Source organism: Flavobacterium sp. UBA7682 (assembly GCF_002482945.1).
Classification (GTDB): Bacteria; Bacteroidota; Bacteroidia; order Flavobacteriales; family Flavobacteriaceae; genus Flavobacterium.
In genome coordinates, this window is record NZ_DLGY01000034.1 from 24569 (window position 1) to 47872 (window position 23304).

The following is a 23304-nucleotide window of genomic DNA, read 5'->3' on the forward strand; positions in this document are numbered from 1 at the left end:
TTGTAGAAGAGAATAGAAAATAGAACATAGACCCTTCGACTGCGCTCAGGGTGACAAATTATTAATTAACACATTTAAGCCTATGGTATAACAAACAAAACTTCACAAACAAAAAAAAGACCCTCTAGCTCCTGTTGGCGCATGATACTAGAGAGTCAAGCTTAATTAAACTATTGTTCAATTTAACCAACCCAATATTATGAATAAAAATTCATTATTCAAGGTCAAGGACGTGATTTGGTATTCCGTTATGATATGGATGTATCTTTTTTGCCTTGCCTGTTTTGCTAATCCTTATGAGGGAAAAGAAAGCCCTTTGATAATAAAAATACCTGACAGCCACTGGCTGTCCTCCTCTCAATATCACATGCTCGGGATGACAGGATATCTTAACCTACAAACTAATAGTATTAGAGGAACAGTCAGTGATGCCAATGGTGCTTTACCAGGAGTTACTGTTACCGTTAAGAAAGCCCTTCGATCCTTCGACTCCGCTCAGGACAGGCTCGCTCAGGGTGACAATCCTAAAACAAGTGACAACAGTGTTATAACCGATGAAAAAGGGAAGTATACTATAGATGCTGCCGAAGGTGATGTGCTTGTTTTCAGTTACATCGGTTATAAGGATGTCGCAGTCACAGTCGCAGTTGACAGTGTTGTAAACGTTACTATGACCGAAGATGCGACTACTTTGAAAGAAGTAACTATAAACGCAGGATACTACACCGTTAAAGACAAAGAACGCACGGGAAGTATTGCCAAAATAACCTCGAAAGATTTGGATAATCAACCCGTGACTAATGTTCTTGCCGCTATGCAAGGAAGAATGGCGGGGGTTAGCATAACCCAAACCAGTGGCGTTCCCGGAAGTGGATTTGACATTAAGATCCGTGGGCAGAACAGCTTGCGTGCTGAGGGTAACAGCCCTTTGTATTTAATAGACGGTGTTCCGTATTCGTCGGAATCAATAGGAAACTCACGTACTACCAGTATAATGCCTACGGTAGCGAATCCGCTTAACAGTATTAACCCAACCGATATTGAGAGCATTGAAGTTTTGAAGGATGCTGATGCTACGGCTATTTATGGTTCGCGTGGTGCCAATGGTGTAGTTCTTATCACTACCAAAAAAGGAAAGCAAGGCAAAACACGCTTTACTGCCAACGTATCACAAGGTGCTGCAAAAGTGACGAAATTCATGAAACTGCTGAATACTGAACAGTACCTTGCTATGCGAAATGAAGGTTTTGCTAATGATGGCGTGAGTCCGGGGTTTTCGGATTATGATGTTAACGGAACGTGGGATCAGAACCGGTATACCGACTGGCAAAAGGAACTCCTTGGCGGAACAGTAAGCTACAAGGATGCGAATGCTTCGGTAAGTGGCGGAAGTGCTACTACCCAATTTTTGGTAAGTGGTACGTTTCATGATGAGACGACGGTTTTTCCGGGTGATTATGGGTATAAACGTGGAGTACTTCGCAGTAATATAAACCACGCATCGGAAAACAATAAGTTTAGGATGTCACTATCAACCGGCTACACTGTACAAGACAATAATCAGCCTGCGATTGACTTGAGCCGCACCGCATTACAACTGGCACCTAATGCACCGGCACTTTACAATGCTGATGGGAGCTTGAACTGGGAAGGTAGCACATGGGTAAACCCTTTGGCATCATTGGACGGAAAGTACCGAACTAAAACCTATGACTTTATTGCCAATTCATTACTTAGCTACAGTATACTGCCGGGATTGGAAGTGAAGTCGAGTTTTGGAATAACCGATACTAAGCATGATGAAACGAGAACCACGCCCTCGACTATTTATGACCCTGCCTATGAGGCGGGTCCTGAATATTCTAACTTGTTAGTGAATACTGTAGCGCGCCGTTCGTGGATTGCAGAACCCCAAGTAAGCTGGTTAAAACAATGGAAATATGGAAAAACTGAACTGCTTGCCGGAGGCACTTTTCAGCAACAAAAAAACAGCAGAGTTTTACAGAGTGGTGATGGATTTGCGAGCAATAGCCTAATTTATAACCTAGCTTCTGCCTTTAGCGTTACTGTTTCGCAGGACCAGCAGACTGATTATAAATACCAAGCTTTTTTTGGGAGGTTTAACTACTCCTATAAAGACAAATATATAGTAAACCTTACAGCACGACGTGATGGGAGTAGCCGTTTTGGGCCAGGAAAGCAGTTTGCCACTTTTGGCGCTGTGGGTTCTGCCTGGCTGTTTGGTGAAGAGTCCTTTGTGAAGGACAAGAGTATATTGAGCTTTGGAAAATTGAGAGGCAGTTATGGGACAACCGGGAATGATTTGATTGGGGATTATCAGTTCCTTGACACTTTCCTTTCCTCGGGCGTTAGTTATAACGGCGTAATAGGATTGCAACCTACGCGATTGTACAATCCTAACTTTGGATGGGAGACTAATAAAAAACTGGAAGTTGCCTTGGAGGCGGGATTTTTTAAAGACCGTATTTTTATGACTGTTGGCTGGTACAGTAATCGTTCTTCGAGCCAGCTTGTGGGTATTCCGATGCCCGCGACCACTGGGTTTCCAACTCTTCAAGGAAATCTTGATGCCACTGTTCAAAACAGCGGAACGGAGATTACGCTAAGAACCGTGAATTTTCAGAACGGGAACTTTGGCTGGACTACCAATTTTAATATTTCCTTTTCGAAAAACAAGCTTTTATCGTTCCCCAATTTAGAAAGTTCGACCTATCGCAACCAATTTGTTATAGGCGAAGCTCTGAACATACAAAGGGTGTATCATTACACAGGATTAGATCCGCAAACGGGCGTTTATACGTTTGCCGATATGAATGGAGACGGGATGCTATCCCCATTGGACAAACAGGTAGTGAAGGATTTTAACCCTAGCTTTTTTGGAGGATTGAGCAACCAGTTGAATTACAAGCGTTGGCAACTTGACTTTATGCTGCAGTTTGTAAAGCAGGATAATTATACCTCGGTGGTGATGGCGGGTTTACCCGGCACGATGGGTAATCAACCCGTTGAAGTTTTACAGCATTGGCAAAACGCCGGTGACTCGGCAGGTTCTCAAATATATAGTACCGGCTATAATGGCGCAGCGTTAGATGCCTATTATAATTACTATGAAAGCGATGGTGCCATTGGCGATGCGTCCTATGTGCGATTGAAGAATGTAGCTTTATCCTATAAAATTCCTGAAAAGTGGCTTTTTGGTGCCAGCTGTAAAGTGAGCCTTGAAGGGCAAAACCTTTTGACTTTCACTTCTTACAAAGGACGTGACCCGGAGTTCTCTGCCTATGGATACCTGCCTCCGCTGAAAATATTTACGGCAGGACTGCAATTCACTTTTTAACAATTAAAACTTAGCATTATGAAAAATTTAAAATCATTAAAGTCTGTACGACTAAGCATAATCGTTGGACTTGTTCTATTATTTTCCGGGTGTGATTCGTTTGTGGAAGTGGATTTGCCCTCATCGCAACTGAACACGTCGAGTGTTTTTGATGAAAAAGCAACAGCCAATGCAGCCATGACAGACATATACTCAAAACTTAGAGATAGTGGCCTGCTGACAGGCAATGCCACTGGTATGAGCATTGCGTTAGGAACTTATGCCGACGAACTTGACTATTATGGAACGAGCTTGGCCGATATTCAACATTTTTATAACAATAGTGTTCTTCCCAGAAACGGAGCGGTTGCCGAATGGTGGAGCAGCAGCTACAATATCATCTATGCTGCCAATACCGTTTATGAAGGTGTGAGTGCATCAACGAAACTCTCGCCGGCAGATAAAGACCAGTTGATGGGTGAAGCGTTGTTTGTTCGTGGCATGGTGCATTTTCATTTGGTGAATTTGTTTGGAAATATACCTTACATCACAACGACCAGCTATGAGCAAAACCAAGTGGCTCACAAAATGTTGGTTGCTGAGGTATATAATCGCGTTATTGCCGACTTAGAGGCTGCAAAGCAACTTTTGCCTGCAAATTACTTTGGTGGTGTTCGCATACGCCCGAACAAGCTTGTAGCATCTGCTATGTTGGCGCGAGTGTACCTGTACAATGGCAATAATGCAGAAGCTGGCAATGAAGCTTCGGCGGTTATTAATGAAAATGGAACTTACTCGCTAGTCACTGATTTTGACACCGCTTTTTTAAAAGGGAGCGTTAGTACCATTTGGCAACTTATTCCAAACAGCCCGGGAGGCAATACTGCGGAAGGTGGGAATTTAATTTTTACTGCGGGACCGCCATCGTTTGCTGCGCTTACGAGCGAACTTGTAGCTGCGTTTGAAACAGGCGATTTGCGTAAGACCCATTGGATAAATGCTATAACCGATGGTAGTGCTACATGGTACCACTCCTATAAGTATAAACAGCAGAGCATGACAGGAACCACAGAAGAATACTCTATTGTAATGCGTTTGCCGGAAATGTATCTTATTCGTGCGGAAGCAAGGGCAAAACAAGGATTCTTGACCGGTGCTACAGCTGACCTCGATGTAATCAGAAACCTTGCGGGTTTACCTAGTAGCACAGCCACTAACCAGCAGGATATCCTTGCTGCAATATTGAGGGAACGTCGCGTAGAGTTTTTTACTGAAGGTGGCCATCGCTTTTTTGACCTGAAGCGTGCCTCGGAACTTACTACTGTACTTGCCCCTGTAAAGCCCGGATGGAGTTCTAATGAAGCGCTGTTTCCATTACCGGAAAGCGAGCTATTGCTCAATCCTAATATGTTACCACAAAATCCCGGCTACTAATGAGCAACAAGATTTTTTTTCATGTTTTATTTGTTTTAGTTATGACCTGTCCCGTAATGGGACAGGTTAAAAAACAGTTGACAGAAGCTCACTATAAACTGTGGAGCACGATGGAACTGAAACAGTTGTCTGAAAAGGGAAACTGGGTAAGTTATTCACTGCAATATGAAAGCGGTATTGATACTTTGTTTGTGAAGCATACCAAGAGCCTAAAAACATATGATTTTGCAGGAGGTACAGAAGGTAAATTTGCGACTGACAATTGTTTTGTGTTTCGGGAAAAGAATGGGAACTTGATGGTGCAGAACCTTAAAAGCGGTATCCGGCAAACGTATTCTGATATCAGCAAGTATACTATTGCAATGGACGGTCAGCTATTGATTCTTCTAAAAAGCGAAGGTGCTACTCCGGGCGACTTACTGATTGTAGGTATTGATGGCACAGAGATAATGAAGGTTCCTAAGGTCACATTTTATTCGCTTAACCCTACATCGGATAAAGTAGTCTTTGATTCTGAACGGAAAATGCAGTTGTTGGACTTGAAAAAAATGAGCTCGGTTGAACCGTTGGATGCCATTGAGCGCAACTATACAAGTTTTGCATGGCAACGCAATGGATTATCGTTTGCGTGGATTGCCAGCGATCATTTGGGCACCGTTGGTCAGTATCGACTAAAGGAAAGGAAGTTTTATACTTTTGACCGTAGTAGCTTTAGTGATTTTCCAGCCGCCGCTGAAATCTATAATGCATCAGGTACTGAACTTTCGATTTCAGATGATGGCTCCAGAGTGTTCTTTGGAGTTTTGGGAGAAAAACCTTTAGTAGATTCGACAGGAGTGCAAGTTTGGAATACTGCTGACAAAGTAGTATATCCTAGAAGATCTGCTTTGCAGGACTATGCTATCGCTACTTTGGGAGTATGGTTTCCGGAGGAGCAAAAGTTTCGGATGTTGACAAATAGTCAACTTCCTAATATGGTTCTGATTCCGGGACAGGAATATGCTTTAGTTTGTAATCCATTTGACAATGAGCCCCAGTTTGACTACGACGCTCCGATGGATTATTACCTGCAGGATATTGCTACCGGTGAGCAGCGGTTGTTTTTACCCAAGTTTAGTGCCGACCATAACAAAATTGATCTTTCGCGAGCGGGTAATTATATTACTTATTTCAAAGAGAAGCAATGGTGGCTCTACGATATCAAGTTAGCTACTCATAAAAACCTTACCGGACAGACAGGGCAGTCTTTTATCGATGAGAAATACGACCGCTCCGGCGAAGAAAAGGTCTGTGGTATTGCAGGCTGGACCACCAATGACAAAGAAGTTTTGGTTTATGACCAGTATGATCTATGGCTTTTAAAAACAGATGGTAGCAGTGCTGTAAGGTTGACAAACGGCCGCGAAGCGAAAGTAGTTTACCGCATCGTATCGAAAAGTCCCTATGGCGCGACTGGTTCTGTTGCTAATGGAATCTTAAATTTAAACGACGGTTTGCACCTCGAAGCCGTTAGTGATACAAAAAGCGGTTACTTTACGTGGGATGCCAAGAATGGATTGCACCAGATTGTATTTGAAAATAGTAGGGTTTACGGACTTAAGTATTCGCCAAATGGGGTGTGCATTTATATAAGAGAGCATTACCATGTGCCACCCCAAATACTAGTGAAGTTCAGCAAAAGGTCTGCTAAACTACTGTACCAGAGCAATCCCCAACAAAGAAACTACCAATGGGGTTTTTCGAAATTGATAACGTATGAAAATAGCAAAGGTACGCTGCTTAATGGTGCGCTTTTTTATCCGGCAGGGTATACACCTGATAAAAACTATCCTATGGTAGTATATATTTACGAAAGGCTTTCTGATTATTATAATCAGTATGTAAATCCTTCATTGTTTAATCAGGACGGATTCAACATTAGTAACCTAACCACTCAGGGATATTTTGTGCTGTTACCTGATATTGCATATGATGAAGGGAAACCTGGCAGGTCAGCCTTAGATTGTGTCATAAGTGCGGTTAACGAAGTAGCGGCGCATGAATCAGTTGATAAAAAGCGTGTAGGACTGGTGGGTCACTCTTTTGGCGGTTTCGAAACAAGCTTCATAGTAACACAAACTGATTTGTTTGCCGCGGCCATTTCAGGTGCCGGCTTTAATGATTTTGTAAGTAGTTATTTGAGCGTAGGTCGTAACAATAAGAAGCAGGACTCCTGGCGCTACGAATACAGCCAAGTAAGGATGGGCGTACCTCTTTATGAGGCCTTTCAGCAGTATTTGCAGAATTCTCCCATTACTTTTGCACCACAGATGCAGACCCCATTTTTGATTTGGGCTGGTATCGAAGATAGTGCTATCAATTATACACAAAGTCTGGAATTCCATTTGGCTTTGCGAAGACTAGGGAAGCCCAATATATTGTTGCTTTACGAAAAAGAAGGTCATGCGATAACCAAGCCTGAACAGCAGATTGATTTGTCACGACGAATGATGCAGTGGTGGGATTATCATCTTAAAGAAGGAAGTAAGCCGGACTGGTTTAGACCCAATAGTTTTTAAACAACAAAGCAGTTCCATGGGAACTGCTTTGCTTTTTTGCTACTAGTGATTGCGTTTCAACTCGAATGTACAAGGTCCGGTCCCATTGACCTTGCCCCAAATTTGTGTTGTACCAACGGTACAAAGCTGAATACCATCATCAGAGCACAAAATGGATGACTCACACTGAGTTCCCATAGGGTTCAATTTTACATACCCCTGAATGTTAGTTGTCAATTTTGAGTCTTTGTTCACCGTAAATGAACTTAGTGCTCCAACTAAGCCTAAGGCAAGAGCTGCCATAGGAATGAATTTACTTAATCTTTTCATGATAATTATATTTAATGTTATGATCTACTCTGTTTACAGGTTTTCGATCTTACTCCTGACAACCAGCGCTGGTTATATTGTTAGTTCCCGTATTTTGCTCTTTTTTTATTCGAGATAGCTTTTATTTTTTTTCGGAATATCTCCTTGTAACGATGTTACTCATCTTGTAACTTACCAAGTGCGAGCCAACTATACCGTAGAAATTATTACCTTGGATTGCAAAATCTGTTAATCTTTCACCATCAATATTGTAGACGTAAAAGCTTACCACATAACTTCGGTTTTTATAGTCGTAGACATCGATAATACTTGCTTGTTTCCACATTTTTTCGGATTCGTATTTGCCCATTAATGCTGCGTTTACAAATAAGAGTCCCTTGTAGACATAAGCATTTTTATTGACAGTCATGGGCGGTGCAGAAAACTTCTTTTCGTTTCTGTCTTTTATGAATGCTACTTTAATATTTGCTTTGGTAGTTGTATCAATTGTGTTTCCACGATGAATTAAATTTAACTTTGAATCGGCAACGATGTACTGATTTCTATAGTAGTATATGTATACAAGCTGGTTAGTATAAGGGTCATAATTAAGCACGCCATCAGTATCGAATCTGCCATCTATTTGCTTTTGGAGTAATGCCGGATTACGTTTTACACGGTTTGAAGTGAAAGTAGCTGTAGCTAAAACGCTTTCAAGATTTTTTTTATGTGTTCGAAAAGCAGTCGATATTGAATCTGTAAAGACCGGATTTGAAAACGCATACTTTATACCGGGAATCTGTGTGGCCTTCCATTGTCCTGTTTTCCCTCTGAATATTACAGGAACAGTGCCGTCAGATGCCAAAAAGTACTTTGAATACACCTGAATATTTAGTGAACGGAATGGGAAATTAATGCTACTTAGTGTAATTACGATTTCCTTTTTAGATTTTAGCATCGTATCAGTTTCGGTAAGTAGCAATGGTGCGGTTACATTGCCCAAATACACTTTTCCATTTACAGCACCGGCAAAATAGTAGGAATTAAAACCCAGGTCGATATCGTGTTCTTTAGAGAACTGGTCTGGAAGTCGTCGCACAAAATTGTTTCGATGTTGTATGATATCTTCGGACATGAGAAATAGCGCTATAATAAACGTGATCCCTGACGTGAAAAGAATAGCTAAAAAGCCATAAACAAATCTTGTTTTAGAATGTAGTATTATTGCTATTGCTGAAATTACCACAAAGACGATATTAAATATCAGATGTTCTGTCCAAGACATTTTTTCTAAAATACCACCGCACGAACAGGGTGTAAACGAACTGAAGTTTAGAACTATGACTATGTAGGCTGAAAACATTGTCATCAAAACAAAACTGCCGTACAATCCAATCAAGCGAAATCTGGGAAGCATCAGCATCAAAACCAAAATGAATTCTACCATGGGAACGGCAACAGAAACTGTAACAGCAAATGCACTTAATAGAGGTGATTGACCAAGCTGAACCTGAAAATTCTGAAAGTCTAAAAGCTTGCTTGCAGCAGCATAAGAAAACAGCAGTATGTGCAGCAATGCCACTATATAAATGAAGTTTGATTTAAAGGAAGAAGAAAGTTTCATTTGATGAATTTGTTTTTGTAAAATTCTGTAAATGAAATTCTTGCAAAATGGTAATTTGGGAATTTGAATATGCAAAAAGGACAGTAGTCTTTACTCTTCGCTGTTGTTCCGGCTGAGGTCGCTTGGGGTGTAGTGGTATTTTTTCTTAAAGGCTTTAAAGAAATTTGTGTAATCGTTAAAGCCACATAAAAAAGATATCTCCTTAAGAGGAATAGCTGTTTGCTGAATTAGAAAGTGTGCTTTTTTAAGTCGTTCATCATTGTAGAACTGGTAGATGCTTGTTTTAAGGATATTTCTAAAATTCTCTTTTAGGGTAAACTCGTTTGTACCAAACATTTTGGATAGCTCCTTTGTTGTTGGTAGTGGTTCTTCTAAATTGTTTAAGATGTAGTCCTGTACTTTTTGAATAATGATTGTTGCAGAATCATTTCCTGATAGGATTGGATTAGTAAAGTTTTGTGGATTTAAGTAGTTTCCCAATTGCATTTTTTCTGCAACTTCATTTAGCGATTTTGCAAGTTCATCAAATTGTAAATCGTGTCCATCTAACTTAATGCGATATGACAAGTTACCTGTTGCCATTTCTAAAAGCATACGGTAAATAGATTTAATTCGATGTTGGTTTTGTTCTGAGTCCATGCAATTATATAAAGTATAGAAGTACCGAGAAAGATTGGAGGAAGTGTAGACAAAGCTATATAATGCAAATTTCTGAATCAAGAAGTATAGTGTGTAATTCGGGAATTAAACACCTATTTCAGGTAGTATTTATCAATAAAAAAGCACTGTGATTTTTGTTACAGTGCTTTTGTTAGTGGAACTATTATTTTAACTTTAGCCAGTATAGCTTAGTAAAACTTTACCATCTTCGGAATTCATAATTTCCTGCAATTTGTTTCGCAATACTTGCATATCTGCGCTCACTTTTACATCTAAAACTCGTGCATAAACTTGAGTGCTTTTAAGATTTTTATGGCCAAGCATTTTGCTTACACTTTCAATTGGCACACCATTACTAAGAGTTACACTTGTTGCGAAAGTATGTCGAGCAACGTGAAAGGTTAAGTCTTTTTTTATTCCACATACGTCCGCGATTTCTTTTAGGTAACTATTCATTTTTTGATTGCTTAGAATTGGTAATACTCGATTCTCATTCAAGCATTTTGGGCTTTCAGAGTACCTGTCGACTATTTCACTTGCAATTGGAAGCATGGGTATGTTTGAAGGTCCATCTGTCTTTTGTCTATTCTTGAAAATCCATTTAATTCCATCGATACCGTATGAAATATTTTCAGGTGAGAGTTGTTTAACATCTATATACGCTAACCCAGTGTAGCAACTAAAAATAAAAATATCCCTAACTAGTCTAAGACGTTCCGAAACAAATTTTTTCTGATAAATCGTTCTTAACTCGATTAGTGTTAAATAATCTCTTTCAACTTCCCGGACTTTCGCTTCGTACTTTAGAAATGGGTCTCTAATAATCCATTCATTTTTTAAGCAAATATTGATAATCTTTTGAAAGTTCTTTACATACTTTACAGCTGTATTGTGGCAACAGCTTCTTTCAGTTTTTAAGTAAAACTCAAATTCTGTTACAAACTCGTAGTCGATATCTTCAATGTTTATATCTGTGACTTTGTATTTCCATTGAATAAAACTTTCTGTATGCTTTAAAGAAGTATCATATCGCTCTGCTGTTCCTTCAGCATATTCATCCGGAACTAAAGCCCACATTTTTCTATTGTGTTCTTTGAAAATTGGAACTATCATATACTTGGCTTGATCGGTTCCAGTTACTTTTGATTTGACAACCGCAGCAGTAACCGGTGTTTTATCTTTCATCGCCATATGATGCGCATCATAAATCTCCTGTTCAAAGGTTTTCAGATAGTTGTTCATCGATTTTACTTCTGTAGTTCTACCAACAAGTCTTTGGAGTTTATTGTCCCATAGTTCTGGTTGGATTGTTCTCTTACAAGAGATTTCTTTTGGAATACCGTCGATTGTGATTCGTGCATAAAGTGGCACAGTTCCGTTGGCTTTTTGTTTGTTCTTTTTGAGAAGAAAAAGAAGGCTGAAAGTTTTGTTCATAATGTGTAAATTTTAGATTTATAAAATTATCTATCAATCACACCTGACACAAGATGTACAATATTTGAACAGGTTGGTAGTCAGGTCGTTCAGCGATTTTCAGTGACCCATTTACGTTGAAATAAATAGGTCACTAAATAGGTCACTGATACGATACCATTTAATGAACTTCTTTGATACTGCTACAAAGCAAAAAACGCCGTAAAACATTAGTTTTACAGCGTTTTGCTTCAAATTACCTTTCGGTCAGCGGAGAAAGAGGCTCCGGCTATCTTTAAACGATGTCAGTATTTACCAGGCTTGACAAAGATTGATTTTCATCGGTACACTTATAGGGCAACTCCTTTTTACTACTTTGTTATAAGCAGGGTAAAAATAGTAAATTTGGTATTAGTATTCAATTTCTTGTGGTTATTTTTTGAAATAATTATTGTTTTAAAAAGTGTTAACATTATAAACAAGCCTATGAATATTTCCTATTTCTTCAAAAACCACCTAATTTCTTTATTATAAATCACTTTTATAGAATCTTTTTGAAGAGAAGTTACCATTAATCCATCTTTCTTTTCATTCAACTTTAATCTCGAAAATTTACCATTAATACTTAAAAGGATTAGTTCTTTATTACCTGTCGTTGACTTTATAAATCCATAATATTTAACCATTGGAAATGGTGTGATCGGAACAACTTTCTTTGGTAGAACTTTAACCACACTCTTTTTAGAGCTTTTGTAATTGGACGTATAAACCTTCTTTTCGGTTCTTATACCATTTAGAAAGGGATCTCGCGTTATAATTCCTAATGTAAAAGTATCCTTAGCAATAGCCTTACTATTGAATGACGCAATAAAATTATGCTCTGTAACTGGAATATCATCTTCTAAAAAAAAACGATTAACATATTTGTAAATTACGGTACCCCATAACCCTAAAACAAATACCAAAAGCACTATGTTAATCTTCTTTTTCATCAAAAAATAGAGATAGTATTAATTCAAAGTGAATTTAAAAACAGGACTATAACTTCCAATATTACCCGCTAAATCTTTAGCCCTCACCCTCCAATAATAATCTCCGGCATTAGCAAAAGATTGCTGAAAACTAGTCCCATTCACATCAGTAGTTTGAAGTATTGAACTGAAACTGATGTCATTCGAAAATTGTATGGTATAAGTTATGGTTGATTGAATAATACCGGTATCACCCGGGATACTCCATCCGAAATTTATTGGCTGATTAATGTTTGATGTTGCATTATTCAAAGGAAGTGTATTTTGAGGGATGTTCGGATTTACCCTGTCAAGATAAAACTTTCGCGACGAAAATAAAGTCTCGCTAGTTCCATTAACCCCTTTTACTTTCCATCTATATTCGGCATCATTGGAAAGTATAGTGCTACTTAGAGTAACAGAACTAACGGTTAAATTAGATTGCTGATTGACAATAGATTCTCCATTAGTTACATTAACCAATTCAAAGTTGTAAGTATCTGCGGCATTCAAATCCTGCCAATCCAAGATCAAATTCAAATTGTTGGTGTAAAAACTATCGTTGGGACTGGATAATATGATTTGCTGGTCTGCTAAATCCGTAGTTTCAACCACGCTAAAGTTCATATTAAAAGTGTAATTTGACTCATAAGCAGAATTTTCTCCTCTAATCCTCCATTGATAATTGCCGGCATCCATAGGAAAACTGACATGATTTTGGGAAACCAAAGAATCACGAATAACTCCCGAATTAGAATTGAAGATTTGCACACGATATTTATCAGCACCATCTAATTCAGCCCACTGAAAATTAACCACATTACTATAAATTATTTGATCATTTTGAGGGAAAAGAACCTGTACTACATCGTCTGAAATGTCTTCAGCAATGATATCTTCACAGGCATAAAACGTAACCAATGAAAGGAATAGTAAAATGAATCTATTTATTGTTTTCATAATTTTGAAATATTAATTTTAAATGTAAAACATCAGCTTTGTTGTTCTTTTTGTCCTTATAAAATTTTAAACTAACAATTTTTGAAAATTCAAATTGCTTTTCAAAATTATTGGCCAAAGAAAGTAATCGATTATAGTTCCCTATTAAATCTAGTTGAAAAGTATATATTTTATAATCTTCTTGAATTAATTCATGAATAGGTTGCAAATCATATATTGATATTTCCGAACCATTAGTAACCAAAAAATCAATTATTTCCTGTTGAATCTTTTCTTTCTCAACTCCTTCTTTTCCTATCAATTTATCCAAACTTGCAATCTGATTTTTTAAGGTATTCACATTTGGTTTTTGACTACTAATCTTTTCTTTCTTAGCATTCAATTCTCTATGCTCGTTAAACAGCGTAATCAAATTACTAAATGATCTCCTATAAGCTGCGATTGATAATATCACAAAAAAGAATATCAAAAACTTAAATTTAAACCGATAAGAATATTGATTAAACATCAGTGATAGTAATTTTTAATTCAAAAAATGTCAAATCTTTTTTATCTCTTTTTATAGAAACAATTTCTAGTAATTTAACCCACTTTTGGGTCTTTAAATAGTCAACCCATGTATTAAAAACCGACTTATTAGTAGTCTGCCCAATAATCAAAATGGTCTTATAATTAACTTCTATTTTCTTATTATTCTTAACTTCATGCTTTAAAGGATAAACATCCAATAATGAAAAACTGATTTCTTGAGGCGTTGATTTTGTTATTTCATAGCAATAGTAAGTGATGAACTTCTTAGAAGAAAACCCGGTTTCATTAAGTATCTTAAATTTATCATCCCTTTGCTCCTCCAAAGTAGTAATCATATCATAAGATTTATTGGAATAGCTATTTTCAAGATTCAATAAGGCATTCTTATTGATAAAATACTGTATCAGTAAATAGCTCGTAAGTAAAAGAATGAAAAAACCAACCAACATCCCCAAACCTAACTTTTCAAATCCTTTACGATAAACAATCTCATCATAAGAAACATCATCTATTTTACTTTTGGTAAAAGAACCATCATTGACATAAAAAAGAATGGCCAACCCATATAAAGGGAGATGAAAATTTGAAATTACCTTGTCTCCTATCTTATAATCTTCTTTAATAGTACCACTTTCAGCTTTTTTAAAATCCAATAACAATTCTCCATCAAATTGCAATAAAACTTGATTTGAATAATAACTGTTTTTTTCAATTACATTCCTCATTAAAACAGAAGGCAATGAGCCTACATAAAAATCTAAAATCTGTATTTCGGTCTTACTAAAAGCTTCTCGATAATCCTCCACTACGTTCTTTCTGCAAAAACTCAGAAACTCTACCTCTTGTTCTTTATAACAAGTAAAATGTATCGATTTATAATCTAAATTCTTTAGCCAATCTACATCGGCACTATTCTTTAAATCAATTGTTTTGTTTAAAACACCTTTCCCGTCAATTAAAACCAATACCGGTATACTTTGATCTAATTGGGTTTTTAAGCTCTCAAAATCAGAAAAAGAGAAACTATCAATGATATCCAATTGATTATTTCGATTCTTTATCTTTAATAAGGAATAAACATCTCCATCATGATTACGAAAAACGCCAATGAGGTGTAATGTTTTAAACTTTATTATTTTTTTTAATAAAAAATCCATTAGTATACTACTGTCGGTTTAATAAAAATATGAAGTTTAGAGGTGCTCTTAGCTTTTTTACGACTGCTAAAAAACCATTTAATAACCGGAATCCTTGATAAAAGTGGTGTCCCGGTTCCCGAATTCTCTCTCTCCAATTCATCAAGACCTCCTAACAGTACCATCTCACTATTTTTTACTCTGACTAACGATTCAAATTTTTGTGTTGCTTTACCGGGTGGAGCATTCTCCCCTGCTCTTCCAAGGAAGGAACTTTTCTCAACCGTAATGTTTAACGTTACATTTTCATCAGTAGACACATAAGGTTTAATTGACACACTCAAATTGGCATCCGTAGATTTCCATGTCCCCGATTGAAGCACATTATTATTCAAACCGCTATTGATTAATTGATTGGTTTGTTCAAAATAGTAGCTGGTTTCTCCTATGGCTAACTTAGCTTCATGACCACTAATAGTGGCAATCTTAGGAGTAGACTCTATTTTAATAATTGAATTGTTTTCTAAAGCCTGTAAATTCAAATAAAAAGCCTCAGTAACCTTGCCCAATTTTATAAACCCAAGCCCATTAAAAGCATCTATCAAACTATTAACTGAGGTGGAATTCAAATTCACATCAGTCGATGGAAACAATACACCATTCGTTTGCTTAATATTACTCTTGTCAATACCGGCCTTTATACCGGTTTGGATATCATATGATTTGTTATACTGAACTATAATAACTTCTATCTGTACTAGAGGAACAACTTTATCAATTTGCTTCATGTAAATCCTTAACTCATCAACAAGTGTTTTAGGACCCGAAATAATCAACCCGTTCAATTCAACAAATTCTTTTATTTCCAATTTTTCAGTAAAAACTCTCGGCAAAGACGCAAGTACTAATTCTACCGAACGATTCTCTAATTGTATTAATTCCGTAGCTCTTAAACCCTCAGTTACGTGCTCCCCAATGATATAATAATTATTCTGTTTTTTAAAAGTATATTTTTTTCCCTTGAATATATTGTCAAGTAATTCATCAAAAGTCAAGTTATCGGCAAGCAAAGAAGTCTTTTCATTATCTGGTTTATTATAAAAAAAATAATTCACTTTGGCCTTTTCTGCCGCTTCAACAATTAAATCTGTAGCTTCGGCAACATTGGCTCTTACATCTAACAAACCCGTTTTATTCAAATCTACTTGAAAAAAACCAGGCGCATCAACAGCTACTTTTGTTTGTTTGCCCTTACTATTTTTGTCACTAGTTAAATTGCCTGATGCATTCAAGCCTCCTTTTTCAAGCAAATAAAATCCGTTCTCATCTTTTGTTGCTGTTAAATTATTAGCCTTCGCCATCATTTCTAAAACCTGATCAAAAGGTCTATTCAATATATATGAAGATACTTTTTGTGCCTTTACATCTGGGGTTATAATAATATTTTTTCCCGATTTATCTATAATCGCCTGAACCACATTAGGAAGTGAATCATTTTCAAGTTTAACCGATAAAAAATCATTTTGATTATTGTAACTAACATCAATCACCTTAGGGATTTTCTTCGGTACAATTTTTACTTCTTTCCTCTTTTTAAAGAGGATAATGTTATTCATGAACTCAACCTCTAAATCATACTTTTGAACTAAAAAAACAAAAACATCTTTAACAGTTACATCAAAAAAAGTATTGGAGACCAATTGATTTAAATCTGTATCAACACTAACGTTTAACTGATGCTCCTGAGCAACTGAATTAATAAAATCATATAGCGTCAATCCGGAAACATCTGTCTTCATGATGTCATTCAAACCCTTTTTCTGCTTGGCAAAATCTTCAAATTTAATAGTTAAACTAGCCATATCACTTTGTGCAGTAGAAAGGCTAATCGATAAAATACTAAATAAGACTATAAGTACATACTTCATTTTAAATATTTATTAAAATTGAATAAATCTCTTCCAAAGAGGTTTCTCCATTGGATAGGATATCAAACGCTTTATCTGAAAGTGATTTGTGTTTACTCTCCTCACTAAAGATACTTGAAATTTCATTGTTTTTTATACGACTCGTAGTCCTTGAATCAATACTCAACACCTCATATATCGCCCTTCGTCCACTATAACCGGTATGATAACATTTGTTACAACCCTTTGGCTTATAAAGTGTATTGATAGCATAGGGAATCTCATAACTCTCCGGAAAATCATCACTATTAAATGCTGTAGTTTGCTTACAATGGCTACATAACTTTCTAACCAACCTTTGAGCTACTGATATATTGAGCGTTTCTGCAATCAAATAGGGAGGAATTCCCATATCTATCAACCTAGAAATAGTACCAACCGCCGAGTTGGTATGTATCGTCGATAAAACCAAGTGACCAGTTAATGAAGCCCTAATAGCCATCATGGCCGTCTCAGAATCTCTGATCTCTCCAAGCATAATGATATCTGGGTCTTGGCGAAGAAACGATCTCAAAGCAGAAGCAAACGTCAATCCTATATCTTCTTTAAGCTGCACCTGATTGATGCCTTTCAAAGTATACTCAATTGGATCTTCAACAGTAACAATATTTCTAACCGAATCATTTAAGAGCTTTAGAGTTGCATAAAGTGTGGTTGTTTTACCCGATCCAGTTGGACCGCTTATCAAAATTATACCATTGGGCTTTTTAATGGCTTCCAAATAGTATTTTAACTCTTCCTCTTGTAACCCAAGCGTACTTAAATCAATATTAGAAGCATCATTTCCCAATAAACGCATCACTATCTTCTCTCCAAACAAAGTAGGAAGAATGGAAACCCTAATATCAAAAGTTTCATTGGTTATTCTTCCATCTTGCGGAAGTCTTTTTTCAGTAATATTTAATTTAGATTTGATTTTTACTTTGTTAACCAACTCTAAGTAGTTTTCTTTGTCTACTTTATATCTTTCTATTAACTGTCCGTCTATTCTAAACCTAATTCTGGCATCTAATTCATATATCTCAAAATGAATATCACTACTCTTCAGTGATTTCGCCTCAAGAATCAAACTCTCCAAAAAATCATTGTTATCAATATTTAATGATTTTTTACTTTCAATAGCTCTGTCTTTTCTGTAATAAAGGGATAAGGCTTTTTCAATCTCACTACTATTTGTTGGCGTCAAATGAATTTCTTTTCCCAACAGTAATTCCAATTCTTCTTTATAATCAATTTGATTGATACTGTCATCTATATAAAAAGTAATGCTGTTATCATCAACACTCAAAGGAATCACTTTGTAATGATTGGCCAAATCACTTGAAATCAAATGTTGATTTTCGGGTAAAATTATAATCTCTTGCATCTATAATAACGTCAATTTATTAAAACTAAAAACCAAATCCTTTGCAATAACCAGCAATAGTAATAAAGCTGAAAAACCGGCTAAAGGAACCGTTTTATCTTTTAAGACTTTTTTGAAAATAGATTGCAAAACAATCGAAAACAGCATAGAAATAATAAAGAATAAAATATAGTTATAGGTCACAAACAAAGGTGATATTGCAATAAAAAAAAGCAAATCACCCAATCCGAAATAATGGGTAAAAGGATTTAGGAACTGTTTGTTTTTTACACTCATATAAATCACCAAAATCAATATTATCATTAAAAAGAAAAGAATATTTGTTATGTAAACAATATAGTTCAATCCTTGTTTTGAATAAAAGGATTTTAAAGACAACAGGAATAGTAATATGGGAAGAATTATATGTATCTTTCTATACTTCAAATCTTGAAAAAAGACTAAGCCCAAACAAGAAACCAATCCAATTAAAATATAAACCAAACTATTCTTTTATTACTTCGGTTAACATTTTCTTATTGTCGATTTCCCATGTATTAAAGGAACCGTCACTATCCAAATCAGACACTGAGGTTGCTCTTGCCAAAAAGGAATCATTTGTGGCATCAATAATCTCAATCTTGTAAACCGCTTGCCCTCCTTCATCAACAGTCAACTCTTGTTCAAAACCAAGCTCTTCCAAGCTGGATGAATATTTGGAGAATCGGTAAAAATTGCTTTTTTGCAATCCATAAACTTGATTGAGCATAGCTTGTGCCTCAATAGCTTTAGCCTGACTAATCACCGCCGTTTGATTAGGCAAGACCATCAAAAGAATAATACCGATAATACACAATACTATCAATATTTCAGTCATTGAATACGCTCTAACCATGGCGCTTTTCAACTTATTGACAATTATTTTTCCTGACCTTTTCATAATGTAATTAATTGAAAATAATAAATCCTTTAAGAACAAAAATAGCTTTAAACACTTTAATATACTACTTCCTGTGAATCAATAAATTTGGACTACAAATTAAAGATTTTTTTTAAACCTACAAGATTTTTCTTTAGTTAATTAAAAATCATATTTTCAAATTTAATTTTTAATAATCTTACTCAAATCAAACATCGGAGCATACATGGAAATCATGATTACACCAACGATAACTCCAATAAATATAATAATCATAGGTTCCAATACAACGCCAATCATTTTAGTTTGATGACTAATTTCTTCATTATATTGTTCTGTCAATCTTTCAAACATTACATCAAGTTGGTTAACCTGCTCAGCAACTTCGATCATCGAAACCATTTTGTTTTCATAAACAGCATGCTTTTTCAAACTATCACTCAAAGTAACTCCTTTCGTAATATCACCTTTAATTTGCTCTATTGATTTTTCAATCGGATAAAATCCAATCATTTTTGAAGTAAGAGAAAGCGATGTTATTAAAGACGTTTTAGAAGTGGTTAAAAGCTTCATCGACTGGCAAAACCTCGAAATATAAATCTTCTTAATCAGATTGCCAAAATATGGGATTTTCAAAACCATTCTTGAAGTAAAGTCCCTATACCATTCTTTCTCCTTTGAAACAAAATGGAAAACCATAAGCCCAATCACAAAAAGCAACAGACCAAGGAAAATAGCACCGGAATGATTAGATATCTTTATAATAATTTGTGTACTCTTTGGTAGTTCACTGCCAAACTGTTTAAAAACTGAACTAAACATGGGCACAACCTTATTCAACATAAAATACAAAACCGATATCGTAACAAGCATTACGATACTCGGATAAGTCAGTACAGAGATAATCTGTCTCCGCATCTGAATTTTTCGATTGAAAAATTTTTGCAATTCCAATAACACCTCCTCCAACTTTCTAGTCTCTTCTCCAATTTGAACACTATAATATTCATAAGGCGAAAACTGATTGGTGGCAATCATAGCCTCACAAATACTTTTCCCGAGCACTACCCTATCCTTAATATCAATAATAATACTTTGCTCTAACTTGGTTTTGGCCTGGTGACTTAAAATTTCCAAAGCCTTTTTAAAATCAACACCCGATTTTAAAAGCATCCCCAATTCACGGTAGAACACCTCCTTTTTTTTATCAGATAGCTTTTTAGCACTATTAAACGATTTCAAATCAAAATTAAAATCACGCTTAGTAGTTTCTTTTTTGTATTTTTTTAAATCAACTCCCATTTATTTCTCGGCTTCAATTAATTGATTCGGATATACTTTTTTAAAAAAATTCAATTTCATAGGCTGTTTGTTGACTTCTATATTCAATTTAAGCCTTTGATAAACTACTCTTTCGTTCTTATTTTTAATAGTATCAATAATCAAATCACGCAAAGGAATTTTAAAAGTATCTATGAATTCTTCTTTAATTCTAATTGTAAATTCTTCACTATAATTATACTTAATCTCTTTTCCTTGATAACCATTGAAAATAATTTCTTCCTCGTTAACCATCATCTTTTCATTCTCAAAAATATCCTTATTGACAACATAGGTTAATCTGTTCAGATCAGCTACAAACTGATTTTGATTTTTAAAATCAATCATCCGCTCTGATAATATTGAAAAAACAACAAATACCAACCCAATAACAATAGCAATTATAACCATACTAAACACGGCTTCCATTACCGAAAATGCTTTTACTGAAGTATAGTGCTTATTCATTCTTTTGGATGTAATAAGTATTATTCAATTTTACACCCGATGAATCCCTGTATTCTATACTTAACTCTTGCAAATGATTATTCTCCCATTCCTGTTTAATAGTCAGATTATCATTGTCAGCAGATAATATACTGTCCGGACTTACTTGATATAAATAATAAATTTCAACCATTTTATTTTTCGTGTTATAAAACCTTGGTGAAGTTTTCGAAGTAAAAACTTGTGCATATACCATTACAGCCACATACAGACAAACTGCAATTATACAGAGTGCAATTACTGATTCTAAAATAGAATTAGCAGGTAGATTACAATATTTTTTTAATCGTTCCAAGGGATTCACTTTTTTCTTTAAACAGAGGAATTGAAATAAAATAATCCGGTCTTTTCGAAATATCTATTTCAGTATTAATAATGCAATTTTCATAAGTAGCAGATTTAGTTTTGCTATAAAATCTATTAGTATAGACTGACCCATAAACTGACCCGCTGATCATCACCTTACCGGTACAGTATAAATCTCCTATCAGTAATGTGTTTTCACTAAGTTCAATCTTGTTTAAATCAATCTTGTTTAATGAATTACCAAATAATACAATAGCACCATAGACTTTACTGTTTTCACCCAAATAAATTTCACTTTTCTCATTCGTATCATTGTATATTGATACAACAGAAGGATAACTTAAAACCACATCATTCTCTATGATAATCTTTTTGGAGGCAAAAACTTGAATTGCGCCTTTAAATCCTCTTCTGATTCTTATTACAGGTGCTTTAACGACTACATCCTCTAAGACAGCATTTTCATCAATTAGTACTGAATCTTTAGCAGTTACGATAAAATTACCCTTGATTACCTTAGTACCAATTTCACCATAATCAACTTTTATTTCAAGAGTTTGATTCATGAATGAATTAAAATAAACACCAGTTTCTGTACGCTCAATGTCTTTGAAAGCTATAGACTTTGATTTAGTGATGTTAAATCCCTTTTTGTAATCTGAACTAACCTCAGGCAACTGATTCTTTGAGAAATTCACATTACCGGTCGACACCAAAATATTCTTAACATTATTGATATACTTATCTTCTATAAATTTGAAGGGTAACATTTTATCACCTATGAGTTTAACCGTTCCAGAGTAAGAAAGCGAATTTGAAAAGTTACTAAGATATATTGCAATTGGGTTCTTCGCATACTGTCCCACAAAATGAGCCGAAGAAATAGTATCGGCATTCAAGCTACTTTTGACAATAGCGATTTTTAATAAACCATGCGTCTTCATTTCACAATTTGAAACTAAACCTGATTCAGACTCCAATACATCTGCATCTTGATCTCCTTTGGAAAGAAAATAATGCAGAGCCGAATCATTTTGTACATACAACTCCTCATACGTATTATAAAAAAGATTTAGCATATTGTAGAGATTGGCAAAATAAAGCAAGGCACTACAAATTATAGCCACAATCAGGCATACATATACTGCATACAGCAGGCTATTGGCCCTTATCATTTGGCTTTTTCTTTTTAGAAAACAATCTTTTAAAGAAACCATCTTTCTTATCTCCGGACTCCACCTTTTTCTGAGATGACTTTACTTCTTTACCAGACTTTGATTTATCCCCTTTTAAATTGGTTTTCGAATTTGTTTTTGATTCTGATTTTGACTTGTCCTTTTTAGTAAATATTCTTTTAAAAAAGCTTGGCTTCTCCTCCTCGTCGGTTTTCTTCTCTTTTACTTTCTTTGGTTTTGGCACTACCTTTTCACCATAGTTATATAATGTGGTATCTTTTGAGATGTAATTTATCCATTTACCATGCTTTCTATTGGAACGAAAACGACCCTTTTCGATTAATAAACCTTGCTCACTATACAAAAAACTCATACCTTTCTTTTTCCCTTCGTCCCAATACTCATTGGTTTTCATAACACCATTTGAATACCATGTCTTCCAAACACCAACGCGCAAACCTCTGTTGAAACTTCCTTTTTCTGCCAATTGGTTATTCAAGTAAAATTTTTCAAAAGTATCATCAAGTAATTCTCCGGCAATGCCATATTCACTGTTATGAATCGCTCCGGCCTTAAACCAATAATAAATTCGCTCCGATTTAATTTCCGGTGCTGCATCAGTCACATAAAACTCATATCTAAATTCCTTATCAGTGATTCTCTTTTTAAGCTTGGGCTCCTGAAAAGAAAATAATGATAAAACTATTAAACTACCCAGAAACCAATTAAATCCTTTAGTCTTCACAATACTGTTATTTTAAAAGTAACGCAATATATAACTTTATAAAAAAATAAAAAACAAAGAATTTACTGA

General features: G+C 35.5%; 20 protein-coding genes. 3 read left to right on the plus strand and 17 right to left on the minus strand.

Going from position 1 to position 23304, the window contains the following annotated elements:
* Positions 1–367: 367 nt before the first annotated feature.
* The 3 genes from B3C16_RS09590 to B3C16_RS09600 are packed head-to-tail and all read left to right on the plus strand — an operon-like array spanning position 368 to position 7329.
* Entirely contained in the window at positions 368–3358 is a 2991-nt protein-coding gene (locus B3C16_RS09590; protein WP_291131196.1) for a SusC/RagA family TonB-linked outer membrane protein, read from the plus strand.
* A gap of 18 nt (positions 3359–3376) precedes the next feature.
* Positions 3377–4771 carry a RagB/SusD family nutrient uptake outer membrane protein gene (locus B3C16_RS09595; RefSeq protein ID WP_291131198.1) on the plus strand — a complete coding sequence of 465 codons (1395 nt, stop codon included), beginning with the start codon at positions 3377–3379 and terminating at the stop codon, positions 4769–4771.
* Positions 4771–7329: an alpha/beta hydrolase family protein gene (locus tag B3C16_RS09600; protein WP_291131200.1), complete on the plus strand. Its 2559-nt coding sequence runs from the start codon at positions 4771–4773 to the stop codon at positions 7327–7329. Before B3C16_RS09595 ends, B3C16_RS09600 begins: the two co-directional genes overlap by 1 nt.
* Before the next feature lie 42 nt (positions 7330–7371).
* Here B3C16_RS09600 and B3C16_RS09605 read toward each other — a convergent pair whose 3' ends face one another.
* From B3C16_RS09605 to B3C16_RS09685, 17 genes are all read right to left on the minus strand, one after another.
* Positions 7372–7638: a hypothetical protein gene (locus B3C16_RS09605; protein ID WP_291131202.1), complete on the minus strand. Its 267-nt coding sequence runs from the start codon at positions 7636–7638 to the stop codon at positions 7372–7374.
* Positions 7639–7759: 121 nt separating this feature from the next.
* Positions 7760–9241 (minus strand): MauE/DoxX family redox-associated membrane protein, encoded by a 1482-nt coding sequence (locus tag B3C16_RS09610; RefSeq protein WP_291131204.1) that lies wholly within the window; start codon positions 9239–9241, stop codon positions 7760–7762.
* Positions 9242–9331: 90 nt separating this feature from the next.
* On the minus strand, positions 9332–9880 hold the full coding sequence (locus tag B3C16_RS09615; RefSeq protein WP_291131206.1) for a helix-turn-helix domain-containing protein: 549 nt from the start codon (positions 9878–9880) through the stop codon (positions 9332–9334).
* Between the two features lie 195 nt (positions 9881–10075).
* Positions 10076–11335, minus strand: coding sequence for a site-specific integrase (locus tag B3C16_RS09620; protein ID WP_291131208.1), 1260 nt, complete (start codon positions 11333–11335; stop codon positions 10076–10078).
* A 476-nt stretch (positions 11336–11811) separates the two neighbouring features.
* Positions 11812–12306, minus strand: coding sequence for a hypothetical protein (locus B3C16_RS09625; RefSeq protein ID WP_291131210.1), 495 nt, complete (start codon positions 12304–12306; stop codon positions 11812–11814).
* Between the two features lie 18 nt (positions 12307–12324).
* Positions 12325–13284, minus strand: a complete 960-nt coding sequence (locus tag B3C16_RS09630; RefSeq protein WP_291131212.1) for a hypothetical protein — start codon at positions 13282–13284, stop codon at positions 12325–12327.
* Complete coding sequence (locus B3C16_RS09635) at positions 13268–13753, minus strand: hypothetical protein (protein WP_291131214.1); 486 nt, start codon at positions 13751–13753, stop codon at positions 13268–13270. The genes B3C16_RS09630 and B3C16_RS09635 overlap by 17 nt, the downstream gene beginning before the upstream one ends.
* Positions 13754–13784: 31 nt before the next feature.
* Positions 13785–14972 carry a hypothetical protein gene (locus tag B3C16_RS09640; protein WP_291131216.1) on the minus strand — a complete coding sequence of 396 codons (1188 nt, stop codon included), beginning with the start codon at positions 14970–14972 and terminating at the stop codon, positions 13785–13787.
* Positions 14972–16879, minus strand: coding sequence for a type II secretion system protein GspD (locus B3C16_RS09645; protein WP_291131218.1), 1908 nt, complete (start codon positions 16877–16879; stop codon positions 14972–14974). The genes B3C16_RS09640 and B3C16_RS09645 overlap by 1 nt, the downstream gene beginning before the upstream one ends.
* Position 16880: 1 nt before the next feature.
* The gene (locus tag B3C16_RS09650; RefSeq protein WP_291131220.1) at positions 16881–18284 is read right to left on the minus strand and encodes a GspE/PulE family protein; all 1404 of its coding nucleotides are present in this window, start codon (positions 18282–18284) and stop codon (positions 16881–16883) included.
* Positions 18285–18587 carry a hypothetical protein gene (locus tag B3C16_RS09655; protein WP_291131222.1) on the minus strand — a complete coding sequence of 101 codons (303 nt, stop codon included), beginning with the start codon at positions 18585–18587 and terminating at the stop codon, positions 18285–18287.
* Between the two features lie 181 nt (positions 18588–18768).
* A complete protein-coding gene (locus B3C16_RS09660; RefSeq protein WP_291131224.1) occupies positions 18769–19203 on the minus strand; it encodes a type IV pilin protein in 435 nt (144 codons plus the stop codon).
* Positions 19204–19365: 162 nt separating this feature from the next.
* Positions 19366–20484: a type II secretion system F family protein gene (locus tag B3C16_RS09665; protein ID WP_291131226.1), complete on the minus strand. Its 1119-nt coding sequence runs from the start codon at positions 20482–20484 to the stop codon at positions 19366–19368.
* The gene (locus B3C16_RS09670; protein WP_291131228.1) at positions 20485–20970 is read right to left on the minus strand and encodes a hypothetical protein; all 486 of its coding nucleotides are present in this window, start codon (positions 20968–20970) and stop codon (positions 20485–20487) included.
* Positions 20963–21304: a hypothetical protein gene (locus B3C16_RS09675; protein ID WP_291131229.1), complete on the minus strand. Its 342-nt coding sequence runs from the start codon at positions 21302–21304 to the stop codon at positions 20963–20965. The genes B3C16_RS09670 and B3C16_RS09675 overlap by 8 nt, the downstream gene beginning before the upstream one ends.
* Positions 21279–22490: a hypothetical protein gene (locus tag B3C16_RS09680; protein ID WP_291131231.1), complete on the minus strand. Its 1212-nt coding sequence runs from the start codon at positions 22488–22490 to the stop codon at positions 21279–21281. Before B3C16_RS09680 ends, B3C16_RS09675 begins: the two co-directional genes overlap by 26 nt.
* Positions 22474–23235, minus strand: a complete 762-nt coding sequence (locus B3C16_RS09685) for a toxin-antitoxin system YwqK family antitoxin (protein ID WP_291131233.1) — start codon at positions 23233–23235, stop codon at positions 22474–22476. The genes B3C16_RS09680 and B3C16_RS09685 overlap by 17 nt, the downstream gene beginning before the upstream one ends.
* Positions 23236–23304 lie beyond the last annotated feature (69 nt).